Source organism: Amycolatopsis bartoniae, from assembly GCF_014191255.1.
Classification (GTDB): Bacteria; Actinomycetota; Actinomycetes; order Mycobacteriales; family Pseudonocardiaceae; genus Amycolatopsis_E; species Amycolatopsis_E bartoniae.
On sequence record NZ_JACHWH010000001.1, the window covers coordinates 1573589 to 1595995 of the forward strand.

Below are 22407 nucleotides of genomic sequence, written 5' to 3' on the forward strand. Positions count from 1 at the left end.
GGCCTCACATCCGGAAGACGCCGTAGCCGACGGGTTCCAGCGGCGCGTTCGCCGCGACGGACAGCGCGAGCCCCAGCACGGTGCGCGTGTCCGCCGGGTCGATCACTCCGTCGTCCCACAGCCGGGCGGTGGAGTAGTAGGGGTTGCCCTGTTCCTCGTACTGCGCGCGGATGCTCTCCTTGAACTCCTCCGCGCCCTCGGAGTCACGCCGCACTGCCGAAAGCACCTGGGCCGCCTGCTCGCCGCCCATCACGGAGATCCGCGCGTTGGGCCACATCCACAGGAACCGCGGCGAGTACGCCCGGCCACACATCGAGTAGTTCCCGGCGCCGAACGAACCGCCGATGACCACCGTGAACTTCGGCACCCGGGCACACGCCACCGCGGTGACCATCTTCGCGCCGTGCTTGGCGATGCCGCCGGACTCGTACGCCTTGCCGACCATGAACCCGCTGATGTTCTGCAGGAACACCAGCGGGATCGAGCGCTTGTCGCACAGTTCGATGAAGTGCGCGCCCTTCATCGCCGACTCCGAGAACAGCACGCCGTTGTTCGCGATGATCCCGACCGGGTGCCCGTGGATCCGGGCGAACCCGGTGACCAGCGTGGCGCCGTACTCCTTCTTGAACTCGCCGAACTTCGAACCGTCGACAATCCGCGCGATGACTTCTCGGACGTCGTACGGCGTGCGCGAGTCCACCGGCACGGCCCCGTAGAGCTGCCGCGGATCCACCACCGGCTCCTCGACGGGCGCGACGTCCCACGGCCGCGGGGAACGCGGCCCGAGCGTCGAGACGATGGAGCGGACGATCTGCAACGCGTGCGCGTCGTCGTTGGCCAGGTGGTCGGTGACGCCGGACTGCCGGGCGTGCACGTCGCCGCCGCCCAGCTCCTCCGCCGTGACCACCTCGCCCGTCGCCGCCTTCACGAGCGGCGGGCCGCCGAGGAAGATCGTGCCCTGGTTGCGCACGATCACCGCTTCGTCGCTCATCGCCGGCACGTAAGCGCCGCCCGCCGTGCAGGAACCGAGCACGGCGGCGATCTGCGGGATGCCGCGCGCGGACATCGTGGCCTGGTTGTAGAAGATGCGGCCGAAGTGCTCGCGGTCGGGGAACACCTCGTCCTGCCGCGGCAGGAACGCGCCGCCGGAGTCGACGAGGTAGAGGCACGGAAGGTTGTTGTGCAGCGCCACTTCCTGCGCACGCAGGTGCTTCTTGACGGTCATCGGGTAGTACGTGCCGCCCTTGACCGTGGCGTCGTTCGCGACGATCACGCACTCGCGGCCCGACACGCGGCCGATGCCGGTGATGATGCCCGCCGCGGGCGCCTCGTCGTCGTAGAGCCCGTTCGCCGCGAGCGGAGACAGCTCCAGGAACGGGGATCCCGCGTCGAGCAGCGCGTCCACGCGGTCGCGGGGCAGCAGCTTGCCGCGCTCGACGTGGCGGGCGCGGGACTTCTCGGGACCGCCGAGCCGCGCGGCCGAGAGCCGCTTGCGCAGGTCCTCGACCAGCTCGGCGTGTTCCGTCACGTTGCGCGCGTAACTCTCACTCCGCGGATCTACCGCGGTGGTCAGCGTCGGTGTGTCCATGCCAGCCCAAGTTAGTCGTCGTTAACTTCGCTTCTGATGTTAACGACGACTAACCCGGCTGTCCAGCCTCAGAGCGCGGCAGTGAAGGCCGGGAGGTAGCCCTCGGCGTGCCCGGTCACGTTCGGGTGAAACGAGTCGCTCAACGGGTCGGTCAGCGAGTTCAGCCACGGGGTGTCCGAGCAGACCTCGTGACCGGTGAAGTTGCCGCGCACGTCGGCGAACGCGAAGCCGGCGTTCGCGGCCTCCTTCGCCAGCACGGCGTCCAGCGCGTCCGCCGCACCGTTGACGTAGCCGCGCGAGGTGTTCGAGACGCCGCCGGCGCAGAAGTTGTCACCGGGGAAGTAGATGTGCGGGTAGCCGACCACGACCACCTTTGCGTTCGGCGCCTTGTCCCTGATGGCCGAGTACACGCCGTCGAGCTGCCCGGGCAGGGTCGTGTGCACGTAGTCGACCGCGGCGTCCGTGGCGGTCTTGCAGGCGTCGTCGCCGCCGAGGATGCAGTTGGCCATGACGTTGGTGAACCCGGCGTCGTTGCCGCCGACAGTGATGGAGACCAGCGTGGTGGTCGCACTCAGCGTGCCGAGCTGGTTGTTGAGCACGTCGGTGACCGTGGCGCCGGAACACGCCTGGAAGTCGAGCGTGGCGCCGGACTGCTTCGCGTACAGCTCCGGGTAGGCGTTCGCGCTGCGCTCGCAGGCGGTGTCGTCGACGTACGAGCCGGCGCCGTTGCCGGAGGAGTACGAGTCACCGAGCGCCGCGTATTCGATGGGGTCGGCACTGGCGACGGAGGTGAAGCCGAGCGTGGCCGCGAGACCGGTGACAGCGAGGACGATTGTCTTCTTCAGGCCGGTAGACATGTGGACCTTTCGACGAAGGGATTGTCCCTTCGTTGACAATCAGATCGTCGGCTCGTTGTCTTGTCGGATCGAAGACAGCCCGAAGAGCCCCGAGCCGCGCCCGATGGGTCACGACCCGGGGCTGAACGGCTCGGGGTTGTCAGGCCCTCAGAGCGCGCCGGTGAAGGTCGGGTAGTAGCCGTTCGCCTGACCGGTGGCCGTCGGGTGGTACGACTCGTCCACGGGCCACGTCACGCTGTTGAGCCACGCGGAGCCCGAGCAGATCTCGTGCCCGGTGAACGCCTGGCGGACGTCGGCGAAGGTGAAGCCGGCGTTCGCGGCCTCCTTGGAGATCACCGTGTCGAGCGCGTCGGCGCCACCGTTGATGTAGCCGCGGGAGGTGTCGGACAGCCCGACCGAGCAGGAGCCGCCGATCTTGTAGAAGTGCGGGTAGCCGAGCACGACGACCTTCGCCTTGGGCGCCTTGCTGCGGATCGTCGAGTACACGTTGTCCAGCAGGCCGGGCAGGGTGCTGTAGACGTAGTCGGTGGCGTTGGTGACCGCGGTCTTGCAGCCGGAGTCACCGCCGAGGATGCAGTCCTCCATCACGCTGCTGAACCCGGCGTCGTTGCCGCCCACGGTGATCGACACCAGCGTGGTGTTCGCGTTCAGCGCGCCCACCTGGTTGCTGAGCACGTCCCCGGTCTTGGCGCCGGAGCAGGCCTGGAAGCTGATCGACGCGCCGGTGGCGTTCGCGTACAGCTCCGGGTACGCCTTGGCGCTGCGCTTGCAGCTACTGGAGTCGAGGTAGGAGCCGGCGCCCACCCCGGAGGAGTAGGAGTCGCCGAGCGCGACGTAGTTGATCGTGGCCGCCTGGGCGACCGCGGTGAGTCCCAGCGTGGCCAGCACAGCGGCGACGGCGACGGTAAGCGTTCTCAAGGCTGCGGGGACGGACATGGACGAGGCCCTTCTGTGAGTGACAGACCACACATAGATGTAGCAGGGTTGTTGCTCACGAGAACCCGCAATTAGTTGGTAAGTGGTAACGAACAGGCGAACGTTAGCGGTCGCTAACTTGACCCGATAGCATGACAAGATGTCGAGCTCCACCCCCCTGGTCAACGGCGAGAAGGCGAGTCGCCGAGAACAGATCCTCACCGCCGCGGCCGAGCTGTTCGCCCGCCACGGGTTCCACGGAGTGGGCATCGACGACATCGGCGCGGCGGTCGGCATCTCCGGCCCGGCGCTGTACCGGCACTTCCGGAGCAAGGACGCGATGCTCGGGGAGATGCTCAGCTCGATCAGCCACTACCTGCTCGACGGCGGCACCGCGCTGGCCGCCCGCACCGCCGACCCCGAACGGGTGCTGGCCGAGCTCGTCGGCTTCCACGTGGACTTCGCCCTCACCCAGCCGTCGCTGATCACCGTGCAGGAACGCAACCTGGCGAACCTGACCGACGAGGACCGCAAGGAAGTGCGGGCGCTGCAACGCCGGTACGTCGAGGTGTGGGTGCGCGCGATCAGGGACGCCGTGGCGGGGGTCAGCGAGCGCCGCGCGCGCTCGGCGGCACACGCCGTGTTCGGTCTGATCAACTCGACGCCGTACAACCGCTATCTGGATGACGCCGAACTGGCTGATCTACTGCGCCGGCTCGCGCTCGGTGCACTGCACTCCCTCGCCTGAGTCACCCGTTCTTCGCACTGGCGCGAACCCCCGATCTCTGGTGTTTGATAGGGCGTGTGGGCAGCGAGCAGAACGTCGTGGCGAAGGCACAGCGTGCGCTCGTCGCGATGCGGCTCGGCCGGGACGACGACGCGCTGGGTGAGGTGGCGCCCTCGTCCGACGAGGAGCTGCGCGAGCTGATGCTGCTGCTGTTCGGCGAGTGCAGCACGATGGTGTCGGTGCTCGGCGACGGCGGCAGCGCGCCGGTCAAGGTGCAGGTGTTCGACGAGACCGGTGAGGAGGTCCCGATCGACGAGGCCGACCCGCCGGTGCGCACGGCGGTGCGGACCCTGCTGGCGGAGGTGCACGGCAACACCGAGGCCGCCGAGGAGCAGGTGGAGATCGCGCTGGCGAGCGCCGCGCCCGACGAGGTGAACAGCCTGCTGCTGCAGGCGCTGCGCTGGACGATCCGCTTGTCGACCGAGTGCCTGGACCGCGACCTGCCCGTCACCGGCTGGGTGCACGAGGCCGTGGCGGACTGACACTGGCAGCGTCCGTCTACTGCGGACGCCCGCCGCCGAGTGCGCCGAGCACCGTCCGGAACGTCAGGTCGGCCCGCGCACCCAGCACGCCGGCCGGGTCGTCCGTCGTGCCCGCCAGCGCCGGTGAGTCCGCGGGCAGCCGCCACGCCTCGTGCACGATCGCCAGGTAGACCTGGCGGCACCACGCCGGCTCGGCGGCGGTGATCTCGCCCGCTTCGCGCAGCCGCGTGAACAGCAGGTCGAGTCCTGCGACCACCTCCTCGCTCAACGCCGTGATCCCGGTCTCCGGGTCCGTCGTGAGCTCCATGACCGCCTGGTTGGCCACCTTGAGCTCGAAGACCAACTCGGTGAGGCGGTGCAGCGCGGCGACCGGCGGCGCCGCCGACACGCGCGTCTGGTCGAGCGCCCGCAGGTAACGCTCGTTGAGCCGGTCGGTCAGCGCGGCCAGCAGCGCCCGCCGCGACGAGAACCGCCGGTGGACGGTGGCGCGCGCGAGCCCCGCCGCGTCGGCGATCCGTTCGAGCGTCGCGTTCGCGTCCACCGCGAGCACGTCCTCGGCCGCGTCCAGGATCCGAGTCGTGCTGCGCTCCGCGTCCGCTCGCACGCGCCGCGGTCCGGCCTCTGCGCTCATGTCACCTCCTACGTCTCGAATCAGCTTACAGTCGAGACGTGAACGGATCACTTGTTGACTTAAGTGAGACTTTCATGTTGCATCTCTGGCAGACCTCTTCTGACAGGAGCAGCAACCATGGATCTGAACCTCGCGGGCAAGCGCGTCCTCGTGACCGGCGCGAGCAGGGGAATCGGCCTCGCGATCGTCGAGGGCTTCCGCGCCGAGGGCGCCGAAGTCGTCGCCGTCTCGCGGAAGAGCACGCCCGAACTGGAGGCCACCGGGGCCACCTTCGTGTCCGCCGACCTGGCCGCACCCGGGGAGCCCCGGCGAGCGGTCGAGGCGGCGCTAGCTGCCGACCCGCGCCTCGACGTGCTCGTCAACAACGCGGGCGGCGGTGAAGTGACCGACGCGGACCTCCTCGATCCCCTCGGTGGTTCGAGCGCGACGTGGGAGAACGTGCTCGCGCTGAACCTCGGTGCCGCCGTGGAGATGACCCGGGCCGCGATGCCGGCACTGTCGCAGGCGGGGGGTGCCGTCGTGAACATCGGCTCGAGCTCCGCTCGTGACCCACGAGGGGTGCCGCTCCCCTACGCCGCCGCCAAGGCCGGGCTCAACGCCTTCTCCCGCGGACTGGCGGAGAAGGTGGCCGAGACCGGGGTCCGGGTCAACGTCGTCACGCCGGGCAGCACGCGGACGGCGATCATGACAAGCCCGGACGGCTACGTCGGACGAGTGGCGGCGAGCATGGGCGTGGAGCACGACACGCTGCTCGCGGCCCTGCCCCAGCAGTCCGGGATGGTGACCGGCACGCTGATCGAACCGGCCGAGATCGCCCGCGCGGTGCTGCTGCTGGCGTCGCCGACGATGCCCAGCGCTGTGGGCTCGAACTGGACCGTCGACGGCGGCACGCTCAAGACACCGTGAGCCCTCAGTCCAGCAACGCCTTGACCAGCCCCGCGATCTGCGGTGTCTCGATCAGGAACGAGTCGTGCCCGTACGGGGACGAGATCACCGCCGCCTCGCCGCTGCCCGGGAGGGCGGCGGCGAGGTCACGCGCCTGGTACGACGGGTACAGCCGGTCGCTGTCCACGCCCGCGACCAGTGTCCGCGCGGTCACCCGCGACAGCGCTTCGCCGACGCCGCCGCGGTCGCGGCCCACGTCGTGGTCGTTCATCGACTCGGTCAGCAGCAGGTAGCTGTTCGCGTCGAAGCGGCGCACCAGCTTGTCCGCGTGGTGGTCCAAATAGGACTCGATGGCGTACCGGGCGTCGCCGGGGGCCTGGCGACGCCTGCCGAACCGGTCGGTCAGCTCCGGCTCGCTGCGGTAGGTCACGTGCGCGATGCGGCGCGCGATGCCCAGCCCGCGGTGCGGCCCCTCGCCCGGCGCCGCGTCGTAGTAGTCGCCGCCCCGCCACGCCGGGTCCGCCCGGATCGCGTGCAGCTGCGGCGAAGCCCAGGCGATCTGTTCCGCCGACGCGGCCGCTGTCGAGGCCACCACGAGCAGCGCCTCGACCCTGCCCGGCAACGTGACCGCCCACTCCAGCGCGCGCATCCCGCCCATCGACCCGCCGAGCACGAGCGCCCACCGCTCGACGCCCAGCGCGTCCGCCAGTGCGGCCTCCGCCAGCGCCTGGTCCCGGACGGTCACCCTGGGAAACCGGCTGCCCCAGGGTTTTCCGTCCGGATCGGGCGACGCGGGACCCGTCGTGCCCTGGCAACCGCCGAGCACGTTGGGCACCACGACGAACAGCTCGTCCGTGTCCAGCGCGCGGCCGGGCCCGATGAGCCCGTCCCACCAGCCCGGCGACGGATGCCCGGGCCCCGCCGGGCCCGCGGCGTGCGAGTCGCCGGTCAGCGCGTGTTCGACCAGCACGGCGTTGGACGCGTCCGAGTTCAGCGTGCCCCACGTCTCGTAGGCGAGCTGGTAGCCCGGCAGGACACCGCCCGCCTCCAGCCGCAGCGGCCGGTCCACCGCCAGGAACTGCCGGTGTCCCACGGGATCTCCCGCCCGCCACGCACCCGAGGCGGGCGGGAGGTCCGGCGCTGGGCTCACAGAGCCGCCTTGGCGGCACGGAAGCCCGCCTCGAGGTCGGCCTTGAGGTCCTCGATGCCCTCGATCCCGACGGCGAGCCGCACCAGGCCCGGCGTGACGCCGCTGGACAGCTGCTCCTCCGGGTTCAGCTGGCTGTGCGTCGTGCTCGCCGGGTGCACGATCAGGCTGCGCACGTCGCCGATGTTCACCAGCTGGCTGTGCAGCTCGGTGCCGTCGACGAATTTCCGGCCCGCCTCGACCCCGCCACGCAGGTCGAACGACAGCACCGCGCCCGCGCCCTTGGGCAGGTACTTCTGCGCGAGCTCGTGGTGCGGGCTCGACGGGAGGCCGGCGTAGTACACCTTCTCCACCTCGTCGCGCTGCTCCAGCCACTCCGCGAGCGCCTGCGCGTTGGCCACGTGCCGGTCGAGGCGCAGTGACAACGTCTCGATGCCCTGCAGGATCAGGAAGGCGTTGAACGGCGAAATGGCGGCACCGGTGTCCCGCAGCCCCTGCACGCGGGCCTTGGCGGCGAACGCGCCCGGACCGAGGGCCTCCCAGTACTTCAGGCCGTGGTAGCTCGGGTCCGGCTCGTTGAAGCCGGGGAAGCGTTGCGGGTCGGCGCCGAAGTCGAACGTGCCGCCGTCGACGAGCACCCCGGCGATCGTGGTGCCGTGGCCGCCGAGGTACTTCGTGGCCGAGTGGACCACCACGTCGGCGCCGTGCTCGATCGGGCGCAGCAGGTACGGCGTGGGCACGGTGTTGTCGACGAACAGCGGGACCCCGGCCTCGTGCGCCACGTCCGCGACCGCGCGGATGTCGAGCACGTCGCCGCCCGGGTTGGCCAGCGTCTCGGCGAAGAACAGCTTCGTGTTCGGGCGCACCGCGGCGCGCCACTGGTCGAGGTCGTTCTGGTCCTCGACGAAGCTGACCTCGATGCCCAGCTTCGGCAGCGTGTAGTGGAACAGGTTGTACGTGCCGCCGTAGAGCTTCGGGCTCGACACCAGGTGGTCACCGGCGTTGGCCACGTTCAGGATCGCGGCGGTGGTGGCCGCCGAACCCGACGCGAACGCCAGCGCGGCCACGCCGCCCTCCAGCGCGGCGACGCGCTGCTCCAGCACGTCCTGTGTCGGGTTCATGATCCGGGTGTAGATGTTGCCCGGCTCGGCGAGGCTGAACAGGTCCGCGCCGTGCTGCGTGTCCCGGAAGACGTACGAGGTGGTCTGGTAGATCGGCGTCGCGCGGGCGCCCGTCGCACTGTCCGGGTTCGCCCCCGAGTGGATCTGCTTGGTCTCGAAGGACCAGGCGTCGTTGCTCGTCATGGGCCCGCACGCTAGTCACCCCGGCGGTACCCGGCCAGCGATCTCAGCTTCTGGAACTTCTCCCTTGCCAATTCTCTTAGTTTCTAAGATACTTTCTTCATGAGAGAAGAGCGAGTGGACGTACTGGTAGCAGGCGCTGGGCTGGCTGGACTGTCGGCGGGGATGTTCCTGGCGCAACAAGGGGTTTCGGTGCTCGTCGTCGAGCGGCACGCCAGCACCTCGGTGCACCCCCGCGCTTCGGGGCAGACGCCGCGCACGATGGAGCTGTACCGGTGGGCGGGGATCGACGAGGAGGTGCTGGGCGTCAGCGAGCGCGCGTCGCAGGGGCTGCGGATCACGATCGCGTCGAGCCTCGCCGGGCCGGTGTTCCACCGGCTGCTGGAGGACATGTCCGAGCTGGACCTCGACGCGGCGGTGGGGCTGCCGTGGGGCATGGCGGGGCAGGACGTCGTCGAGCCGATCCTGCTCGCGCGGGCGGAGAAGTCCGGGGCGCAGGTGCGGTTCTCGACCACGTTGACGTCGTTCGAGCAGGACGCGGAGGAGGTGGCAGCGCAGGTTTCGCCCGACGGCGGCGAGCCGTACCTGGTGCGGGCGCGCTACCTCGTGGCGGCGGACGGCGGGCGGAGCCGCATTCGCGAACGGCTCGGCATTCCCGTCGACGGGTTGGGGGCCATCGGCCACTCGATCGGCGTGGTCTTCGACGCTGACCTGGGTGACCGGCTGCAACCGGACGTGACGGACCTGTACTACCTGCAGCACCCGGAGTTCACCGGCGCGCTGGTCAACACCGACGTGCCGGGACGGTACGTGTTCGCGGCCGACTACCACCCGGAGCGCGGTGAGTCCGTCGACGACTTCCCACCCGAACGGTTGACGAAGCTGATCCGCGCGGCGACCGACCTGCCGGAGCTGGCGCCGGAGATCCGCTGGGTGGGGGCGTGGGAGATGGCGGCGCGGGTGGCGCGGCATTTCCGGGCGGGGCGGGTGTTCCTGGCCGGTGACGCGGCGAAGGTGACCCCGCCGACCGGGGGCATGGGCGGCAACACGGCGGTCGGCGACGGGCACGCGCTGGCGTGGCAGCTGGCGGCGGTGCTGCGGGGCGAGGCGGGGCCGAGGCTGCTCGACGCATACGAGGCCGAGCGGCGGCCGATCGCGGAGCTGGTGGTGAACACGTCGCTGCACAACGCGAAGCAGCGGATGGCGCCGGAGCTGGACCTCAGCGGCGTGGGTGACCCGGTGGACCAGATCGAGCTGACGCTGGGTTTCCGCTACCGCTCCTCGGCCGTGCTGATCGAGGACGACGACCCCAGGCCGACGGAGAACCCGAACGCCCCGAGCGGCCGGGCGGGTTTCCGTGCGCCCCACGTGCCTCTCGGGGACGGCCGGTCCATTGTGGACCTGCTGGGGCGCGGGTGGGTGGTACTGGCGAACGGCCCGTCGTGGCGGTCCGCGACCCGCGAAGTGGCGGCGGAGACGGGAGTTGCGTTGCAGTGCTTCGAAGCGGGCCAGGACTTCGGCGACCCGCAGGGGGTGTTCGCTGTCCGGTACGGCCTGGAACCGGACGGGGCGACACTGGTGCGCCCGGACGGCATCGTCGCCTGGCGCACGGGCCCGGTCCCCGACCCGGCGGGAACGCTGTGGGACGTGCTGGCCCGGGTGCTGAGCCGCTGATCCCGCGGCTTCGGTGTGGCGGCGGTGGCCGGAAGCCTCCGAGGGCAGCCTCCCGCTGCTGCGGGGCAACCTCCCCTGCCGCCGCCGTGCAGGACCGTATGCTGCGGAAATGGTGTCCGTCCGCAGTGTCGTCGAGCGGGTCGGGCCGACGCTGCTGCACGCGGTGTCCGTGCCCGACTCGTGTCCCGCCGTCGCGGACGTCGTCATCGCCGAGCCCGGCGCGACCACCGCCGTCGCCGCCGGGGACCTCGTGCTCGGCGTCGCCCCGGTGGACACCGACGGCGCCGTCGCGCTCGTGTCGCACAGCGCCGAGCACAAGGCCGCCGCCGTCCTGCTCAAACCGCCCTTCGCCGGCAAACCCGCCGTCCGGCGCGCCGCCAAGGCCGGCGACATCGCCCTCGTCGAGGTCCACGCCGCCACCGCGTGGGCGCAGCTCGTCTGGCTGCTGCGCACCGTCCTCGACGCCGCCGACACCGTCGACGACAGCGACGATCCCGGCGACCTGTTCCGCCTCGCCGACGTGGTCGCCTCCGTCGTCGACGCGCCCGTCACGATCGAGGACACCAACTCCCGCGTCCTCGCCTACTCCGCCCGCCAGGACCTCACCGACCCCGCCCGCGTCTCGACGATCATGGGCCGCCGCATTCCCGGCGACGTGCTCGCGCGGTTCCGGTCGAAGGGCGTGTTCCGTGAGCTTTCCCGTGGCAGGCAAACGGTTTTCGTCCCGGCGCAACGCGACGGCACGCTGCCCCGGCTGATCGTGCCCATCCGGATGGGCGGCGAACTGCTCGGCTCGATGTGGGCCGTGGTGCGCGGCCCGGTGTCGGAGGCGCGGGCCGCCGCCTTCGCCGACACCGCACCCGTCGTCGCGCTGCACCTGCTGCGCCACCGGGCTCACGCCGACGCCCGGCGCCGCGCCTCCGCCGAGCTGCTGCGCAACCTCCTCGACGGGAAAACCGGTCCCCGCAAGGCGATCGAGGAGCTGCAACTGGCCGACGTGCCGCACCGCGTGGTCGTCGTCGACACCCCCGGCGAAGACGGCGAGGGCCTGCGGCTGGCGTTGCTGGAACGGCTTTCGCAGGGCATCGGCCGCCGCCCGGTCGCGACCGAGCTCGACGGCCTGCTGTACGCGGTGGTGCCCGACGGCGAGGCGTGGTCGGAGCTGCGGAAAGCGCTGGCCGACCAGCCCGCGCGGGTGGCCGCGGGCAGCGCGGTGGACATCGCCGAGCTGACCCGCTCCCGCGCGGAGGCCGAAGAAACGCTGACGCTGCTGCGTGCCGGACTGCTCGACAGCACCGTCGGCAGCTACGACGAACTGTGGAGCGCGCTGGTGCTGCACCGCGCCGCCACCGCGGCCGCCGACGCGCACGTGACGGCGTTCGGCCCGTTGGAGACCCTGCGCGAGCACGATCGCGCCAACCACACCGAGTACCTCGACACGCTCTACGAGTGGCTCCGCTTCCCCGGCGACCCCCGCGCGGCCGCGAAGGCGCTGCGGATCCACCCCAACACCCTGCGGTACCGCGTGCGCCGCCTGCTCGACCTCGTTCCGCTCGACCTGGACGACCCCGACGTGCGGCTGGCGCTGCTCGTGCAGCTGATCGCGGTCCGGTGGTCGGGGGCGCGGATATCATGAACGGATGTACTCGGGATCCGTGGTGCGGCTGGACCGCTGGCCGGTGAAGTCGTTGCGCGGCGAGCGGGTCGACGCCGCGCGGTTCGACGAGCGGGGCATGGCGGGTGACCGCGCCCACGCGCTGGTCGACCTGCGGGAGAAGCGCGCCGGGCGCGTGCTCACCGTGCGGCAGAACCAGGAGCTGCTGTCGTGGCGAGCCACCTACCCCGGGCCGGTCGAGGAGCCGCCGGTGCTGCACGGCCCGGACGGCGCCGAGTGGTCCTGGTCGGATCCCGGTCTGCCCGCCGCGCTCACCGAATCCCTTGGTGTGCCGCTGGAACTGCGCGCGGCGGACGGGCAGCAGGACCGCGGGCCGTCCGTGCTGGTGACCACGGAGGCTTCCCGCGCGGCACTGGAGGAGGAGCTGGGCGGCCCGGTCGAGCTGGACCGCTTCCGCCCCAACGTGCACCTGGCGCTGGACGCGCCCGCGTTCGCGGAGCAGGACTGGGGCGAGGGCACGGTGCTCACGATCGGCGACGTGGTCCTGGAGGCGGTCGGCGACAGGGCCGGCCCGTGCATCCGGTGCGCGGTGCCGAGCTGGGACCCCGAAGGCCGCGAACGCTGGCCGAAGCTGCAGACGTGGCTCATCGAACAGCACGACAACAAGTTCGGCCTGATCATGCGAGCCACCCGCCCGGGCACGGTCCACGTCGGAGACCCCGCCTCGGTGCGGTTCTAGCTCACACCACCAGCAGCGTCTTCCCCACCGTCGCGCGGGTTTCGATCGCCCGGTGGGCGTCGGCGGCCCGGGAGAGCGGGAAGCGCTGGCCGATCAGCGGGGTCAGCTGTCCCGCGGCCGCCTCTTTCAGCGCCGACTCCGTGAACGCCCGGAAGTCCTCCGGCGAGAACTACAGGCCGCGGTGGACGGAGATCCCCCGCGCTTCCGGCACCGGTGCCCACGAGCCGCTCGCCAGGCCGTAGGCCACGAAACGGCCGCCGCGGCGCAGCAGGGAGAACGCGGTCGCGCCGAGGTCGCCGCCCACGCCGTCGAACACGACGTCCACCTCGCCGACCTCGTCCGCCCAGTCCGGCGCCGAGTAGTCGACCGCGCGGTCCGCGCCGAGGTCCTGCGCCACCGCCACCTTCCGCGGGCCGCCCGCGGCCGCGACCACCGTCGCCCCCGCCTGGCTCGCCAGCTGCACCAGCAGGCTGCCGACCCCGCCGGCCGCGGCCTCGACGAGCACGCGGTCCCCCGGTCCGACCTCCGCCGTCCGCACCAGTGCCTTCGCCGTGCGGCCGTCCGCGAGCAGGGCGACCGCGTCGTCCAGCCCGAGCCCCTCCGGCACCACGAACGGCACGTCGGCGGGCACGACCACCCGCTCGGCGTACGCGCCCGAGCCGCCGGTCGCGGTCACCACCCGCCTGCCCACGAGATCGCCGTCCACGCCCGGCCCGGCGGCGAGAACCACGCCGCCGACCCCGTTGCCGGGAATCACCGGCGGCTGCAGGCGGTAGGGAACCGTGCCGCCGGCCCGCAGCTGCGTCTCGACGAAGGTGGTGTTGGCGAACGCCACGGCGACCAGCACCTCGCCGGGGCCCGGCACCGGATCGGGCGCGTCACCGAGGCGCAGGACTCCGGGATCGCCGAACTCGGTCAACCACACGGCTCTCACGTCCACCACCGTGCATCCTCCAGTTAGGTGGAGGTCAACCCCGCTGTCGTGCGGGAACCATCCGCTGGCGCGAGGATTGTCTTGGGCGGACGATGACACCGCCATCCGGGTGCAGCACGGTGGTGACCACAACGCCAACGAAGCGACCAGGAGGAACCCGTGCGTATCGCCGTCCCCCGTGAGATCAAGAAGCACGAATACCGGGTGGCGCTGACGCCGGCCGGCGTCCACGAGCTGACGCGGCGCGGTCACGAGGTGTTCGTCGAGACCGAGGCCGGTGTCGGGTCCGCCATCCCGGACGACGACTACACGGCCGCGGGCGCCAAGATCCTGGCCACCGCCGACGAGGTGTGGGCCGAGGGCGAGCTGGTCCTGAAGGTCAAGGAGCCGATCGCGGAGGAGTACCCGCGTCTGCGCGAGAACCAGACCCTCTTCACGTACCTGCACCTGGCCGCCGACCGCCCGCTGACGGAAGCCCTGCTGGCCAGCGGCACCACCGCGATCGCCTACGAAACGGTCCAACTGGCGAACGGCAGCCTGCCCCTCCTGGCCCCGATGTCAGAGGTGGCAGGCCGCCTGGCCCCGCAGGTAGGCGCCTTCGCCCTGATGAAGCCCAGCGGCGGCCGAGGCGTCCTCCCCGGCGGCGTACCAGGCGTGCGCCCCGCCAAGGTCGTGGTGATCGGCGGCGGGGTCGCCGGCCTGAACGCGGCACGGGTAGCCCTGGGCCTGGGGTCCGAAGTGGAAATTCTCGACACCAATGTGGACCGCCTGCGCCAGATCGACCAAACCCACAACGGTCAGATCAAAACGGTCACGTCCACAGCCTTCGCCATCGAAGAGGCGGCACTCCAAGCCGACCTCATCATCGGCGCAGTCCTGATCCCAGGCGCCAAAGCCCCGAAACTGATCACCAACGACCTGGTCAGCCGCATGAAGCCGGGCAGCGTCCTGGTGGACATCGCCATCGACCAGGGCGGCTGCTTCGAGGACTCCCACCCCACCACCCACGACGCCCCCACCTACGAGGTCCACAACTCGATCTTCTACTGCGTGGCCAACATGCCAGGCGCAGTCCCCACCACCAGCACCCAAGCCCTGACCAACGTAACCCTCCCCTACGCAACCGCCCTGGCAGACCAGGGCTGGCAAGCCGCACTAGCCACGAACCCAGCCCTAGCAAAGGGCTTGAACGTTCATCAACACAAAGTCACGAACCAGGCAGTAGCGACAGCCCACAACCTCCCGTACAGCAACACGCCCTAGCAACCGGCCCACGACGATGGGGGTCCAGGGGGCGAGCCCCCTGGCGGGGGTTTGGGGGTCGACCCCCAAAGGGCAATGCGAGGTTGACGCAAGAGGGAAGGCGCGTCAGCGCCGAACAAGGGGCGGCCCGCTCAACCAGCCTGGGGGTCACTGGGAGCGGGCCGCCAACAACAGCTTAGGTGGTCGGCGCCGACTTCGCTGCATGGGGTGGCGGTTTTACTCGAAATACTTCTTCACCGTCCGTGACGGGACGTCGTGATTACCCGACGAACTGGGGTTTTGGGGTCGCGGCGGGGTCCGGGGCGGATGGTGACGAAGGTCGCCTCCGGGGGCGTTCACCCGTTCGCCGGAGAGGGTGAGGGGCGTTCGTGAGGTTGTCCGATGTGGAGATCTCCCTGCTGGGCGGCCGGAGGGGGCGGAGTGCGCATAGCCTGGAGCGTGTGACCGCTGCTGCCCCTGAGTCCCCGACCGGCTGGATCCGCAGACTCGCCGCCGCCGCCTGGCGGCATCCCTGGCTCGTTGTGTTGTCGCTCACGGCTGCGGTCGTGAGTGTCGGCTTCCAGGCCGCGAGCCCGTTGTTTGTGCGTGCGGCGGTGGACGACGCCGTGGGCGGCGACACGGGGCAGCTGGGGCTGCTCGCGGGTGGTCTGGTCGGGGTGCAGGTGCTGATGTTCGCGACGGCGTTCGTGCGCCGGTACGTGGGCGGGCGGCTGGCGCTGGACGTGCAGCACGACCTGCGGCGCGCGGTGTTCGGCGCGGTGTCGCGTTTGGACGGTGGGAAGCAGGACTCGCTGCGCACGGGGCAGGTGGTGTCGCGGGCGATCACCGATCTGCAGCTGGTGGTGTCGCTGCTGATGATGGTGCCGCTGTCGATGGGTTCGGTGGTGTTCGCGGTGTTCTCGCTGGCCGCGATGCTGTGGATGTCGCCGCTGTTGACGGTCATCGCGCTGGTCGTGGTACCCGCGGTGGCGTTCGTCGCCGGGCGGTCCCGCAAGCGGCTGTTCCCGGCCACCTGGTCGGCGCAGCAGCGGGCCGCGGACGTGGCGCAGCACGTCGAGGAGACCGTCACCGGTGTGCGGGTGGTGAAGGGTTTCGGGCAGGAGGCGCGCGAGGTTTCGCGACTGGAGCGGGCCGCGAGGAGGCTGTTCGCGGAGCGGTTGCGCGCGGCGCGGTTGTCGGCGGTGCCGACGGCGACGACGTCGGCGCTGCCTGCGGCGGGGCAGGTCGCGGTGCTCGCGTTCGGCGGCATCCTGGCGCTGCGTGGCGAGGTCACACTGGGCACGTTCCTCGCTTTCGCCAGCTACGTCTCTGGTCTCGTCGGGCCCGCGCGGATGCTGTCGTCGATGGTGGTGCAGGCCCAGTTGACCCGCGCGGGTGCGGATCGCGTGTACGAGCTGATCGACGCCCAGCCGGAGGTGCGGGACGCGCCGGACGCGAAGCCGTTGCCGGACGGGCCGCTCTCGATCGAGCTGTCCGACGTGCGGTTCGGTTACACCCGGTCCGAACCAGTCCTCGACGGGATGACGCTCACCGCCCGGCCAGGTGAAACGCTGGCGCTCGTCGGCACGGCGGGTTCGGGCAAGTCCACGATCTCCCTGCTGCTGCCCCGCTTCTACGACGTGCACGCGGGCTCGGTGTGCCTCGGCGGCTGTGACGTGCGCGAGCTGCGGCTGGCCGACCTGCGGCGCGCGGTCGGCGTGGTGTTCGAGGAGGCGTTCCTGTTCTCCACCTCCGTGCGCGACAACATCGCCTACGGACGCCCGGACGCGAGCGACGAGGAGGTGATCGCGGCCGCGAAGGCCGCCGAGGCACACGACTTCATCGAGGAACTGCCCAACGGCTACGCCACCGAGGTGGGTGAACGCGGCCTCACGCTCTCGGGCGGCCAGCGGCAACGGCTCGGTCTCGCGCGGGCCCTGCTCACCGACCCGCGGGTGCTGATCCTCGACGACGCGACCTCCGCCGTCGACACGGTCACCGAAGCGGCGATCCACGACACGCTGCGCGCCGTCACCGCGAGCCGCACGACCCTGCTCATCGCGCACCGCCGCTCGACCCTCGCGCTCGCCGACCGCATTGCAGTGCTCGACGCGGGCCGCGTGGTGGACATCGGCACCGCCGAAGAACTGGAAGAACGCTGCGAGCTGTTCCGGGAGCTGGTTTCCGGGCCCGGCGAGGGCGTCGAGCAGAAGCACCGGCGCGAGTGCGTGCGGCGCCCGGAAACCGGGACCACGCCCGAACTCTGGCCCGAACTCCCCGAGCAGGACGACGCCGGGCAGCTCGCCGACTCCGCCCAGCAGCGCACCGCGACCCCGGCGGCGGGGGCGATGGGCGGGATGCGCGGCGCGTTCGACGTGCCGCCGACAGAGGAGCTGATCGAGGGCGTCCGCAGGCTGCCGCCCGCCGACGACGTGCCGGGCCTCGATCCGGAGGACGTCACGCGGCCGGACCCGCGGTTCCGCCTCGCCGGCCTGCTGCGCCCGGTCCGCGCCCTGCTCACCGCGGTGGTCGTGCTGGTCGGGATCGACGCCGCCGCCTCGATCGCGCTGCCCGCGCTCTACCAGCAGGGTGTGGACCACGGCGTGCGCCCCGGCGCCGAGTGGGTGATCTGGCTGACCGCGGCCATCGGCGCGGTCATCATCGCGATCGACTGGCTGGTGATCTCCGCGCAGACCCGGCTCACCGCGCGCGCCGGGGAGACGGTGCTGTACTCGCTGCGCGTCCGCAGCTACGCGCACCTGCAGCGGCTCGGGCTCGACTACTACGAGCGCGAGCTGTCCGGCAAGATCATGACCCGCATGACGACGGACGTGGACGCGCTGTCGACGTTCCTGCAGACCGGCGTCGCGCAGGCCGTCATCAGCGCGCTGACCCTCGTCGGCATCTCGGTGGCGCTGCTGGTCACCGACACCTCCCTCGCCCTGTACGCGCTGTCCGTGCTGCCGATCCTGATCGTGGCGACGGTGATCTTCCGCAGGCTCGCCACCGCCGCGTACAACGAGGCACGCGAACGGGTGAGCGTGGTGAACGCGGACATGCAGGAGAACGTGAGCGGGCTGCGGGTCGCGCAGGCGTACAGCCGCGAGGAGCGGTCTGCGGAGGTGTTCGCGTCCCGCAGTGACGCGTACCGCCGCTCACGGCTGCGGGCCCAGCGTTACGTCGCGACGTACTTCCCGTTCGTCACCATGCTTTCGGGTGTCGCGGAGGCCGTCGTCCTGGTCGCGGGCGCAAACCGGGTCGCCGCGGGCACCCTGCCGGTCGGCGTGCTGCTGGGGTTCCTGCTGTACCTGAACCTGTTCTTCTCGCCGATCCAGCAGCTGTCGTCGGTGTTCGACGGCTACCAGCAGGCGAAGGTGGGCCTGCGCCGGATCGGGGACCTGCTGCGCACGCCGACTTCGGTGCCGCCGCCGGACAACCCCGTGCCGGTGCCGGAGCGGCTGCGGGGTGAGGTCACCTTCGACGCGGTCGACTTCGCCTACCCCGGCACGGAAACCAAGGCGCTGGCCGACATCGCGCTCAAGGTCGCGCCTGGCGAGACGGTGGCGCTGGTCGGTTCGACGGGCGCGGGCAAGTCCACCGCGGTGAAGCTCGTCGCCCGCTTCTACGACGCGACGGGCGGCAAGGTCGGCATCGACGGCGTGGACGTGCGGGACTACGACCTGCCGGGGCTGCGGCACCGGATGGGCGTGGTGCCGCAGGAGGCGCACCTGTTCTCCGGCACGGTCGCCGACAACGTCCGCTACGGCCGCCCGTCCGCGAGCGACGCCGAGGTGGAGGCCGCCGTGCGGGCGGTCGGGGCGCTGGACGGCGTGGCCGCGTTGCCGTCCGGGTTCCGGCAGTCCGTCGGCGAGCGCGGGAAGTCGTTGTCCGCCGGGCAGCGGCAGCTGATCGCACTCGCGCGGGCCGAGCTGGTGGACCCGGACGTGCTGCTGCTCGACGAGGCCACGGCGGCGCTCGACCCGTCCACCGAGGCGGCGGTCCTGCAGGCGACGGAACACGTCGCCCGCCGCCGGACCACGTTCGTGGTGGCGCACCGCCTCGCGACCGCGGCCCGCGCCGACCGCATCGTGGTGCTCGACCACGGGCGCGTCGTCGAGCAGGGCACGCACGACCAGCTGCTCGCCGCGGGTGGCCACTACGCCCACCTGTGGCGGACGGGCAACCACGAGTAGGCCGGTCAGGAGACCACGGGCAGTCCCCATTCCGTGCGGAACCGCTCGACGAGCAGCCACGCGCGCGTCGGGTGGTCGCCGAACGCCTCCCGGGCCCGGGCCAGCGTCTCGAACGACCCGGGCCCGGATTCCGCGGAGGCGCGGACGACCTGCTCCTTGGTGAGGCCGTCGGAGAAGACCTCCCGCAGCGTCAGCGCGAAGTAGAGGAAGGTCGCCAGCTCCATCCGGACGACGTCGGCGGGTTCGGCCGCCTCCGGGGTCCGGGCCAGCTCGCCGACGGTCGCGAACAGCTCGCCGGGCGACTGCCGGGCCAGCCCGGGGCCGTCGGCCAGCCGGATCAGCTCCACCACCGCGGTCACGGGCCCGAGCGGCCGCAGCTCCCGCTGCGCCAGCCGCGCCGCCTGCTCGATCGCGGTACCGGTCAGCTCCGCGCACACCCGTCCCAGTGTCGCCGCGGGCCCAACGGCCATCATCGCCCTGGCCGCGCGGATCAGGTCCCTCGGCAGGCCGCCGGAAAAGCAGTGGCAGAAGCAGACGAACGGCTCGGCCAGCCCGATCAGCCTGCTGCTGAGCAGTTTTCGGCTCTCCCGCAGCGTCAGCTGGTCCACTCTGATGATCTCGTCGAAGGCGCTGTCGAACGCGTCGCGCACGGCGAACCCTCGGCGCTCGAACGAGGTCAGCGCGTCCTCCGACACCGACAGCACGAAGTGGCAGCCGGGCACGCCGAACAGCGCCTTCAGCTCGTTGACGAACCGCTGGGCGTGCTCGGCCGAGGCGATCTTGTCCAGCTCGTCGACCGCGACCACCAGCGGGGTCGCCGCCGCGCTGGAATTGGTGACGGACAACGTGTCCGCGACGGCGCGGAGGAACGCGCGCAGCTCGGCGACGATCTCCGGATAGGTCAGCGCCTGGCGCGCCTTGGCCGTCGAACGGGTCCGCGTGGCGTCCGCGGACACCCCCGGCAACGTCAGCTTGCCCGACCAGCCGGTGGTTCTCGTCTGCAGGTAACGGATGTCCTCCAGCCGTTTCGCCGCGCTCGCCACGAGCGCGAGCCACCGCTTCTCCGGCACGCTCCGCCTGCCGCGCAACCACTGCCTCGGGCCGCGCGCCGTGCTCCGGTAACCGAGGACGGCCTGGCAGACGGTGGCGTAGACGTGCAGCGCGAAGTCCCGGCCCTCGTACCCGATCGGCGCGTCCACGCGGACCAGCAGGTGCTCCCGTCCGGCGGGCAGCAACCGTCCTTCGCGATGGGCTTCGAGCAGTGTCGTCTTGCCCGCGCCACGGGGACCGGCGACGCCGATCGCGCCACCCCGCATTCCGGCAAGGACTCGCCGGAACCGTTCCGTGGCCACGGTTTCGACGGCCAGGTCGGTGCTGTGCATCAGGCCGAGCCCCGAGTCGTCCCGGACGCTGAGCACCACGTCGTAGGACGGGGCGGCGAGCCGGTTGATGAGCCTGCCGACGGCAGGCTCGACCGCCTGCCGCGCGGCCGTGCGCCAGTTCTCCAGCGCTGTCGCCGCGTCGGCCTGCAGCCGGGCGTGCAGCACGTCGAGCGACAACCCCGGAGCCTTGCCGTCAGCGCGCGGGGTGCCGGTGGTCACGAGAGCGAGCAGCACGAACACGACGAAGGCGAGCACCGCGGTCACGACGGCACCGGGCAGGGTCGTCTGCCGGACCAGCAACGGCCACAGGCCGACCACGACCCCGGCAGCCACCAGGAACGCGAGCCAGCGCGCCCCTCTGCGGCCGGGCGATCCGGCTTCGACGCCGCCGAACCCCGTCAGGGACGCCATCAGGAACGCGAAACAGGCCCCCAGCGCGCCGACCACCACGCCCAGCGTCAGCACGATCTTGGCGAGGACCGACCCGTCCTCGCCGTAGAGCCCGGACAGCAGCACCGCGGCGACCCACACGACGAAGGGCGCGGCCAGCAGCAGTAGGAACTCCCGCACCGGTGCGGCTCGCCTGAACCAGGACCGGTCGGGCGCCGGGATGGCGCCGAGGGCACGCACCGCGTCCCGGTAACCGGAGATCTCGGCATTCGTCGGGCTGAGCAGGGCACCGGGGTCGGCGAGCAACCTCTCGCGCAGGTCCGCGGCGGACAGTCTCAGCTCCTCGCACGACCGGCGGATCCTCGGCTGGGCCAGCACGGCCTCGACGATGGGTGGCAGTTCCGTGGAGATGAGCCTGCGCATCACGTCGTCGTCGGCCGGGGCGCTTTCGGCCACCATCACGTCGGTCACGGCGAAGATTCTTCCCGAACGCGTGCAACCCGCGGTCCCGTTTCGGCGTATCGAGTCCGACGTCGGCGGCTGGGGGCCTTTGGTGGAGCACAAGGATGACTTCGTCGAGTTCTACTCGGCGCGGTTCGAATGGGCGAGACGCGTGGCCTATGCCCTGTGCGGGGACTGGAGCCAGGCGGAGGAGCTCGCGCAGACGGCGTTCGTGCGCACGTACGTGCACTGGCGCCGGATCAGGCGGGAGGCAGGGGCAGCCTACCTGCGCACGGTGATCACCAGGGCGTTCCTGGACACCCGGCGGCGCGGCCGGGAACGCGAGCAGCCCGTCGCGGAACCACCGCCGGGTGAACCGGCTCCCAGCGAGATCGCCCGCAGCGACGACCGGGCCGCCCTGCGCCAGGCGTTGCGCGAGGTGCCGCCCCGGCAGCGGGCCGTGCTGGTGCTGCGGTTCGTGTACGACCTGCCGGTGGAGGAGATCGCGGAGACGCTGAACTGCTCGGTGGGCACCGTGAAGAGCCAGACCGCCCGTGGCCTCAAGGCGCTGCGCCGGCACTACGCGCGGCAGGCCGAGACACTCGAGGACGAAAATGTGGGCTGACGAGGAAGAGCTGGGCCTGGCGCTGAAGGAGGCCGTGGCGGGCGACGGTCCGCCGCCGGGCGACCACCTGACGGAGGTCCTGCGCCGGGGCCGCCGCGGGGTGCTGCTGCGCCGCGCGGGGGCGGTGGCCGCTTCGGTGTTCATCGCGGGCGGGCTGTGCGTGGGCGGGTTGGCGCTGCGCGGGTTCAGCCTCACGCCACCACCGCCGGCCAACGGCGTCACGACCCCGGCCCCGGTACCGAGCAGCCCCACCACGACGACCACCGGAGCGCCGCCCGCGGTGCCGGAGACGAACGGCGCGCGGCCCGGGAGCGGCGGCAGCGCCGTCCCGCCGGGCACGACGAGCCACCCCGCAAGCACGACGCCGACCACCTCCACGACGACGACCGGCCCCACGACGACGACCAGCGGGAAGTGCACGGAACAGATCGACTACGGCAGCGACCCACGCAGCAACGCGGAGATCAACAGCATCGGCGAGAGCACGGGAACCTGCCCCAACCCGATCTGGAACCCACCGACGAGCCCGTCCGAAGGCTCCGGCACCCCGCGACCGACGTCGTGATGGCGTGGCGGCGG

General features: G+C 71.5%; 17 protein-coding genes and 1 pseudogene. 10 read left to right on the forward strand and 8 right to left on the reverse strand.

The features are described 5' to 3' along the window. Positions 1-4: 4 nt before the first annotated feature. The 3 genes from FHX82_RS07630 to FHX82_RS07640 form a co-directional block, all read right to left on the reverse strand. Positions 5-1588: a carboxyl transferase domain-containing protein gene (locus tag FHX82_RS07630; protein ID WP_145937816.1), complete on the reverse strand. Its 1584-nt coding sequence runs from the start codon at positions 1586-1588 to the stop codon at positions 5-7. Positions 1589-1656: 68 nt separating this feature from the next. Further along, entirely contained in the window at positions 1657-2445 is a 789-nt protein-coding gene (locus FHX82_RS07635; RefSeq protein ID WP_145937817.1) for an SGNH/GDSL hydrolase family protein, read from the reverse strand. 147 nt (positions 2446-2592) lie between these two features. Further along, complete coding sequence (locus FHX82_RS07640; RefSeq protein ID WP_145937818.1) at positions 2593-3381, reverse strand: SGNH/GDSL hydrolase family protein; 789 nt, start codon at positions 3379-3381, stop codon at positions 2593-2595. A 139-nt stretch (positions 3382-3520) separates the two neighbouring features. Here FHX82_RS07640 and FHX82_RS07645 point away from each other — a divergent pair, with 139 nt between their 5' ends. Continuing rightward, complete coding sequence (locus FHX82_RS07645) at positions 3521-4108, forward strand: SACE_7040 family transcriptional regulator (RefSeq protein ID WP_145937819.1); 588 nt, start codon at positions 3521-3523, stop codon at positions 4106-4108. 107 nt (positions 4109-4215) lie between these two features. Next, positions 4216-4629, forward strand: a complete 414-nt coding sequence (locus tag FHX82_RS07650; RefSeq protein ID WP_229880555.1) for a hypothetical protein — start codon at positions 4216-4218, stop codon at positions 4627-4629. Positions 4630-4645: 16 nt separating this feature from the next. Here the strand turns inward: FHX82_RS07650 and FHX82_RS07655 are convergent, their stop codons facing one another. Beyond that, a complete protein-coding gene (locus tag FHX82_RS07655) occupies positions 4646-5260 on the reverse strand; it encodes a TetR/AcrR family transcriptional regulator (protein ID WP_145937821.1) in 615 nt (204 codons plus the stop codon). Between the two features lie 117 nt (positions 5261-5377). Here FHX82_RS07655 and FHX82_RS07660 point away from each other — a divergent pair, with 117 nt between their 5' ends. Continuing rightward, positions 5378-6166, forward strand: a complete 789-nt coding sequence (locus FHX82_RS07660; RefSeq protein ID WP_145937822.1) for an SDR family NAD(P)-dependent oxidoreductase — start codon at positions 5378-5380, stop codon at positions 6164-6166. A gap of 4 nt (positions 6167-6170) precedes the next feature. Here the strand turns inward: FHX82_RS07660 and metX are convergent, their stop codons facing one another. Continuing rightward, positions 6171-7295, reverse strand: a complete 1125-nt coding sequence (metX, locus tag FHX82_RS07665; protein WP_145937823.1) for a homoserine O-acetyltransferase MetX — start codon at positions 7293-7295, stop codon at positions 6171-6173. After that, positions 7292-8596, reverse strand: a complete 1305-nt coding sequence (locus tag FHX82_RS07670; RefSeq protein WP_145937824.1) for a bifunctional o-acetylhomoserine/o-acetylserine sulfhydrylase — start codon at positions 8594-8596, stop codon at positions 7292-7294. Before FHX82_RS07670 ends, metX begins: the two co-directional genes overlap by 4 nt. A 99-nt stretch (positions 8597-8695) precedes the next feature. Here FHX82_RS07670 and rdmE point away from each other — a divergent pair, with 99 nt between their 5' ends. The 3 genes from rdmE (at position 8696) to FHX82_RS07685 (ending at position 12621) form a co-directional block, all read left to right on the forward strand. Beyond that, positions 8696-10267: an aklavinone 12-hydroxylase RdmE gene (gene rdmE / locus FHX82_RS07675; RefSeq protein WP_183176511.1), complete on the forward strand. Its 1572-nt coding sequence runs from the start codon at positions 8696-8698 to the stop codon at positions 10265-10267. 109 nt (positions 10268-10376) lie between these two features. Then, positions 10377-11903 (forward strand): PucR family transcriptional regulator, encoded by a 1527-nt coding sequence (locus tag FHX82_RS07680; RefSeq protein WP_145939347.1) that lies wholly within the window; start codon positions 10377-10379, stop codon positions 11901-11903. Positions 11904-11907: 4 nt separating this feature from the next. Beyond that, positions 11908-12621, forward strand: coding sequence for an MOSC domain-containing protein (locus tag FHX82_RS07685; RefSeq protein ID WP_145939346.1), 714 nt, complete (start codon positions 11908-11910; stop codon positions 12619-12621). Between the two features lies 1 nt (position 12622). Here FHX82_RS07685 and FHX82_RS07690 read toward each other — a convergent pair. Next, a pseudogene (locus FHX82_RS07690) lies at positions 12623-13555 on the reverse strand (zinc-binding dehydrogenase). A 159-nt stretch (positions 13556-13714) separates the two neighbouring features. On the opposite strand from FHX82_RS07690, the gene ald reads away from it, so the two are divergent. Both ald and FHX82_RS07700 read left to right on the forward strand, forming a co-directional pair. Continuing rightward, a complete protein-coding gene (ald, locus tag FHX82_RS07695; RefSeq protein ID WP_183176512.1) occupies positions 13715-14818 on the forward strand; it encodes an alanine dehydrogenase in 1104 nt (367 codons plus the stop codon). A gap of 440 nt (positions 14819-15258) precedes the next feature. After that, on the forward strand, positions 15259-18990 hold the full coding sequence (locus FHX82_RS07700) for an ABC transporter ATP-binding protein (RefSeq protein WP_229880495.1): 3732 nt from the start codon (positions 15259-15261) through the stop codon (positions 18988-18990). 5 nt (positions 18991-18995) lie between these two features. Here the strand turns inward: FHX82_RS07700 and FHX82_RS07705 are convergent, their stop codons facing one another. Then, positions 18996-21233, reverse strand: coding sequence for a hypothetical protein (locus tag FHX82_RS07705; RefSeq protein ID WP_145939222.1), 2238 nt, complete (start codon positions 21231-21233; stop codon positions 18996-18998). 82 nt (positions 21234-21315) lie between these two features. On the opposite strand from FHX82_RS07705, the gene FHX82_RS07710 reads away from it, so the two are divergent. Beyond that, on the forward strand, positions 21316-21828 hold the full coding sequence (locus tag FHX82_RS07710) for a SigE family RNA polymerase sigma factor (protein ID WP_145939223.1): 513 nt from the start codon (positions 21316-21318) through the stop codon (positions 21826-21828). Further along, positions 21818-22393 (forward strand): hypothetical protein, encoded by a 576-nt coding sequence (locus FHX82_RS07715; RefSeq protein ID WP_145939224.1) that lies wholly within the window; start codon positions 21818-21820, stop codon positions 22391-22393. Before FHX82_RS07710 ends, FHX82_RS07715 begins: the two co-directional genes overlap by 11 nt. The last annotated feature ends 14 nt before the right edge of the window (positions 22394-22407 follow it).